The organism is Bacillus glycinifermentans, assembly GCF_001042475.2.
GTDB lineage: Bacteria > Bacillota > Bacilli > Bacillales > Bacillaceae > Bacillus > Bacillus glycinifermentans.
Map to the genome: position 1 here is coordinate 1 of NZ_LECW02000059.1, position 3,436 is coordinate 3,436.

General features: G+C 41.9%; 4 protein-coding genes and 9 tRNA genes. 3 read left to right on the plus strand and 10 right to left on the minus strand.

Annotated elements, in window-relative coordinates; genetic code table 11:
- Nucleotide 1 precedes the first annotated feature (1 nt).
- The 10 genes from AB447_RS23030 to AB447_RS23075 all read right to left on the minus strand — a co-directional run bounded on the left by AB447_RS23030 (nucleotide 2) and on the right by AB447_RS23075 (nucleotide 1,357).
- Nucleotides 2-74 (minus strand) — tRNA-Ala (locus tag AB447_RS23030).
- 8 nt (nucleotides 75-82) lie between these two features.
- Nucleotides 83-156 (minus strand) — tRNA-Pro (locus AB447_RS23035).
- 9 nt (nucleotides 157-165) lie between these two features.
- Nucleotides 166-242, minus strand: a tRNA-Arg gene (locus AB447_RS23040).
- An 11-nt stretch (nucleotides 243-253) separates the two neighbouring features.
- A tRNA-Leu gene (locus AB447_RS23045) sits at nucleotides 254-339 on the minus strand.
- 9 nt (nucleotides 340-348) lie between these two features.
- A tRNA-Gly gene (locus tag AB447_RS23050) sits at nucleotides 349-423 on the minus strand.
- Between the two features lie 16 nt (nucleotides 424-439).
- A tRNA-Leu gene (locus tag AB447_RS23055) sits at nucleotides 440-524 on the minus strand.
- 7 nt (nucleotides 525-531) lie between these two features.
- Nucleotides 532-607: transfer RNA gene (locus AB447_RS23060), tRNA-Lys, on the minus strand.
- Between the two features lie 68 nt (nucleotides 608-675).
- Nucleotides 676-751 (minus strand) — tRNA-Thr (locus tag AB447_RS23065).
- A gap of 18 nt (nucleotides 752-769) precedes the next feature.
- A tRNA-Val gene (locus AB447_RS23070) sits at nucleotides 770-845 on the minus strand.
- Between the two features lie 209 nt (nucleotides 846-1,054).
- The gene (locus AB447_RS23075) at nucleotides 1,055-1,357 is read right to left on the minus strand and encodes a GRAM domain-containing protein (protein ID WP_048356159.1); all 303 of its coding nucleotides are present in this window, start codon (nucleotides 1,355-1,357) and stop codon (nucleotides 1,055-1,057) included.
- A 251-nt stretch (nucleotides 1,358-1,608) separates the two neighbouring features.
- Here AB447_RS23075 and AB447_RS23080 point away from each other — a divergent pair, with 251 nt between their 5' ends.
- The 3 genes from AB447_RS23080 to AB447_RS23090 are packed head-to-tail and all read left to right on the plus strand — an operon-like array spanning nucleotide 1,609 to nucleotide 3,113.
- Nucleotides 1,609-2,007: a MerR family transcriptional regulator gene (locus tag AB447_RS23080; RefSeq protein ID WP_048356158.1), complete on the plus strand. Its 399-nt coding sequence runs from the start codon at nucleotides 1,609-1,611 to the stop codon at nucleotides 2,005-2,007.
- 1 nt (nucleotide 2,008) lies between these two features.
- On the plus strand, nucleotides 2,009-2,401 hold the full coding sequence (locus tag AB447_RS23085; RefSeq protein ID WP_048356157.1) for a carboxymuconolactone decarboxylase family protein: 393 nt from the start codon (nucleotides 2,009-2,011) through the stop codon (nucleotides 2,399-2,401).
- A gap of 1 nt (nucleotide 2,402) precedes the next feature.
- Nucleotides 2,403-3,113: a metal-dependent hydrolase gene (locus AB447_RS23090; protein WP_048356156.1), complete on the plus strand. Its 711-nt coding sequence runs from the start codon at nucleotides 2,403-2,405 to the stop codon at nucleotides 3,111-3,113.
- Nucleotides 3,114-3,436 lie beyond the last annotated feature (323 nt).

The following is a 3,436-nucleotide window of genomic DNA, read 5'->3' on the forward strand; positions in this document are numbered from 1 at the left end:
GTGGAGCCTAGCGGGATCGAACCGCTGACCTCCTGCGTGCAAAGCAGGCGCTCTCCCAGCTGAGCTAAGGCCCCTTAAAGAATCGGGAAGACAGGATTCGAACCTGCGACCCCATGGTCCCAAACCATGTGCTCTACCAAGCTGAGCTACTTCCCGTTATTATAATGGCGCGCCCGAGAGGAGTCGAACCCCTAACCTTTTGATCCGTAGTCAAACGCTCTATCCAATTGAGCTACGGGCGCAATCTTTATAATGCCGAGGGCCGGACTTGAACCGGCACGGTAGTCACCTACCGCAGGATTTTAAGTCCTGTGTGTCTGCCAATTCCACCACCCCGGCGTGGATGGTTGGAGCGGAAGACGGGATTCGAACCCGCGACCCCCACCTTGGCAAGGTGGTGTTCTACCACTGAACTACTTCCGCGAAAATTGATTGGCAATGCGGATGAAGGGACTTGAACCCCCACGTCTTTAAAAGACACTAGAGCCTGATTCTAGCGCGTCTGCCAATTCCGCCACATCCGCATGAAAATGGTGAGCCATGAAGGACTCGAACCTTCGACCCTCTGATTAAAAGTCAGATGCTCTACCAACTGAGCTAATGGCTCTAAGAATTTCTTAGATAAAAGCCGTTGATATCTTTTTTCAGCAACTTTTATATTATATCATAAAAAAGTGGTGCCGGCAAGAGGACTTGAACCCCCAACCTACTGATTACAAGTCAGTTGCTCTACCAATTGAGCTACACCGGCCCGTTTCAAAGTATTTAATGGTGGAGGATGACGGGATCGAACCGCCGACCCTCTGCTTGTAAGGCAGATGCTCTCCCAGCTGAGCTAATCCTCCGGGGCAGTCATTCGAGCAACTCTCGATCTGACAAGGACTATTATATACAGGAACACACCCATTTGTAAAGGCTATATTAAAAAAATTTTATTTTCAGTTTTTTTATCATATGTACATCTTTTTAGCGCTGAAATGCCGCCGTTTATCTAAATAAAGAGCAGAGCAGCAAAAAAATATGCCGCTTTGCTGCTTTTTTTGATGATAACGGTCTATAATAGGTTCTCCAGATGGTTGAGGAATTCCTGTCTTTTTGCGACAACAAATTTGTACTCCTGCTGGTTTTTCAAGACGACTTTAAGTCCGTTTGGTACAACCAGAAATGTATTTCGCTTCTCAACCTTTGCGATATCCTGAATTTTGATGTCGAGCGGTTTGTTTTGAATATTAACGCCGTGCGACGCAAAAGATAAACTTTCACTTGTTAATTTCAGTCTGCCGCCTACCGATTCTATACCTCTGAATAAATTTGCCGGAACGTCCATGATAAAATCTTCATGTTCAACGGATTGCATCTTATTTCCCCCAATATATATTTTTTCACCATATTTATATCGGCTTTTTTTCCTTACTTATGAAGAACATATTGAGAAACATGTCAGTTATCATACTGAGGATGACGAAGAATTCTCAGACTTTATTTAACCAAGATGGTTTAAAAATGCGGTATTTACTGCTTAATCTTTTTCGTAAAAAACAGCTTGACTTAGAGTCAACTCAAAGTTGTAAGATTAGACCAAGTCGACAAAAGAAGGAGCTCCCTCAAATGAATATTAAAGAAGCTGTGGAAAGAACCGGACTTTCTGCACATACCATACGATTTTATGAAAGAAGCGGATTAATTCAAATCAAAAGGTCTGCAGGCGGCATACGGCAATTTACGGATTCTGACGTAAACTTTCTTACTTTTATAGCTACTTTGAAAAAAACAGGGATGTCCCTTGAAGATATTTCAGAGTTTACAAAAGAAGGCTGTATTTTGGAACGTTTAGAATCAGGTGAAATCCAAAAAGAAAAAGTTAACAATCGCCTCTCGATTCTTATGGAACATCGAAACAAGTTAATTGAACAACAAAAAAATATTGAAGTATTTATAAATACCGTAAATCAAAAAATTTTATTTTATGAAGAATACATTTATAAAAAGGCAGGAGAGGATTTTTAAGATGACAGAAAAAAGGTATAAAGACGGATTACAACTGATGAACAAAGTTGTTGGAGAATCTGGAAGTCACACTCGTGAGTTTTTAAACGAAATCGCACCTGACTTTGAACGTCTTTTAGTTGAATTCCCATTCGGTGACATCTACAGCCGGCCGGGTTTAGATATCAAATCCCGGGAATTAGCGACTGTTGCAGCCTTGACTGCGCTTGGATACGCAATTCCCCAGCTGGAGGTTCATATTAATGGTGCCTTAAATGTTGGCTGCTCAAAAGAAGAAATCGTTGAGTTAATTATGCAGCTTTCTGTTTATGCCGGTTTCCCCGCTGCTTTAAATGGACTGCAGGCGGCTAAAGAAGTTTTTGCAGCCAGAGATTTAATGAAAGAGGGATATTAACATGCTGAACCGAAATGTATCATTTACTTGGCTTGGCTTTGGCGGATTTTACATAACAACACCCGGTAATAAAAAAATACTAATTGATCCATGGATAAAAAATAATCCCTCTTGTCCCGAAACAATTCAACACATTGAAAGTGTAGATTACATTTTTTTAACTCATGCGCATCGGGATCATGCCGAGGATGCCGTTTGGCTTGCCAAAAAGACAGGAGCGACAGTATTGGCAGGCTGGGAACTGGCCTTTCTTCTCCAAAAGAAAGGTGTTGAACATGTTGTTTCCATCAATAAAGGCGGCACCCGAAAATTCGGGGATATTGCAGTTACAGCTGTACATGCAGATCATTCATCAGCATACGTTGACGGCAATGAGATTTTTTATGGCGGAGAGCCAATGGGCTACGTAATTAAATTTGAGAATGGATATACGATTTATCACGCCGGAGATACAAACGTCTTTGGGGATATGGCACTTATTGCTGAATTATATGAACCGGAACTGGCGCTATTGCCGATCGGTGATGCTTATACGATGTCCCCCCGGGAAGCGGCTAAGGCAGTCCGCTTATTAAAAACGAAGCACGTCATCCCCACCCATTTTGGCGTATTTGATTTTTTAACCGGCCGTCCAAGCGAACTTTCTGCTTTACTTTCTGATATTGAAGATTTAACCGTTTATGATATTAATCCTGGCGACATCATTGAATAGCTGAAGATAGAGATTTGTCCTGTTTCTAAGGGAAGCATGATGGGCATGAGTCCGAATTGGGCTTATGCCTTTTCATTTTTACCCTTTTATAAATTTTAAATGCAAACATTCTTAACTCTGGCGGAACTTTCACTAATAGTCGCCGTGTTCGATAATCTCCACTAGGTTGTATGTACTGTGGACTTTGAATATTTCGGCCGATAGAGCCAAATGATTTTAGCATTGCTGGAATCCATTCCTCAGCTTAGCCAAATATTTTTTCTTCCCATCAAAAAAGGCCAGCTTTACTAAGCTGGCCTTTCGGGTTGCTTGGCGGCGTCCTA

Excerpts from the sequence above, each read along its gene's own strand:
- AB447_RS23075 (WP_048356159.1), bottom strand. The coding sequence starts at position 1,357 with ATGCAATCCGTTGAACATGAAGATTTTATCATGGACGTTCCGGCAAAT.
- AB447_RS23090 (WP_048356156.1), top strand. The coding sequence starts at position 2,403 with ATGCTGAACCGAAATGTATCATTTACTTGGCTTGGCTTTGGCGGATTT.
- AB447_RS23085 (WP_048356157.1), top strand. The coding sequence starts at position 2,009 with ATGACAGAAAAAAGGTATAAAGACGGATTACAACTGATGAACAAAGTT.
- AB447_RS23080 (WP_048356158.1), top strand. The coding sequence starts at position 1,609 with ATGAATATTAAAGAAGCTGTGGAAAGAACCGGACTTTCTGCACATACC.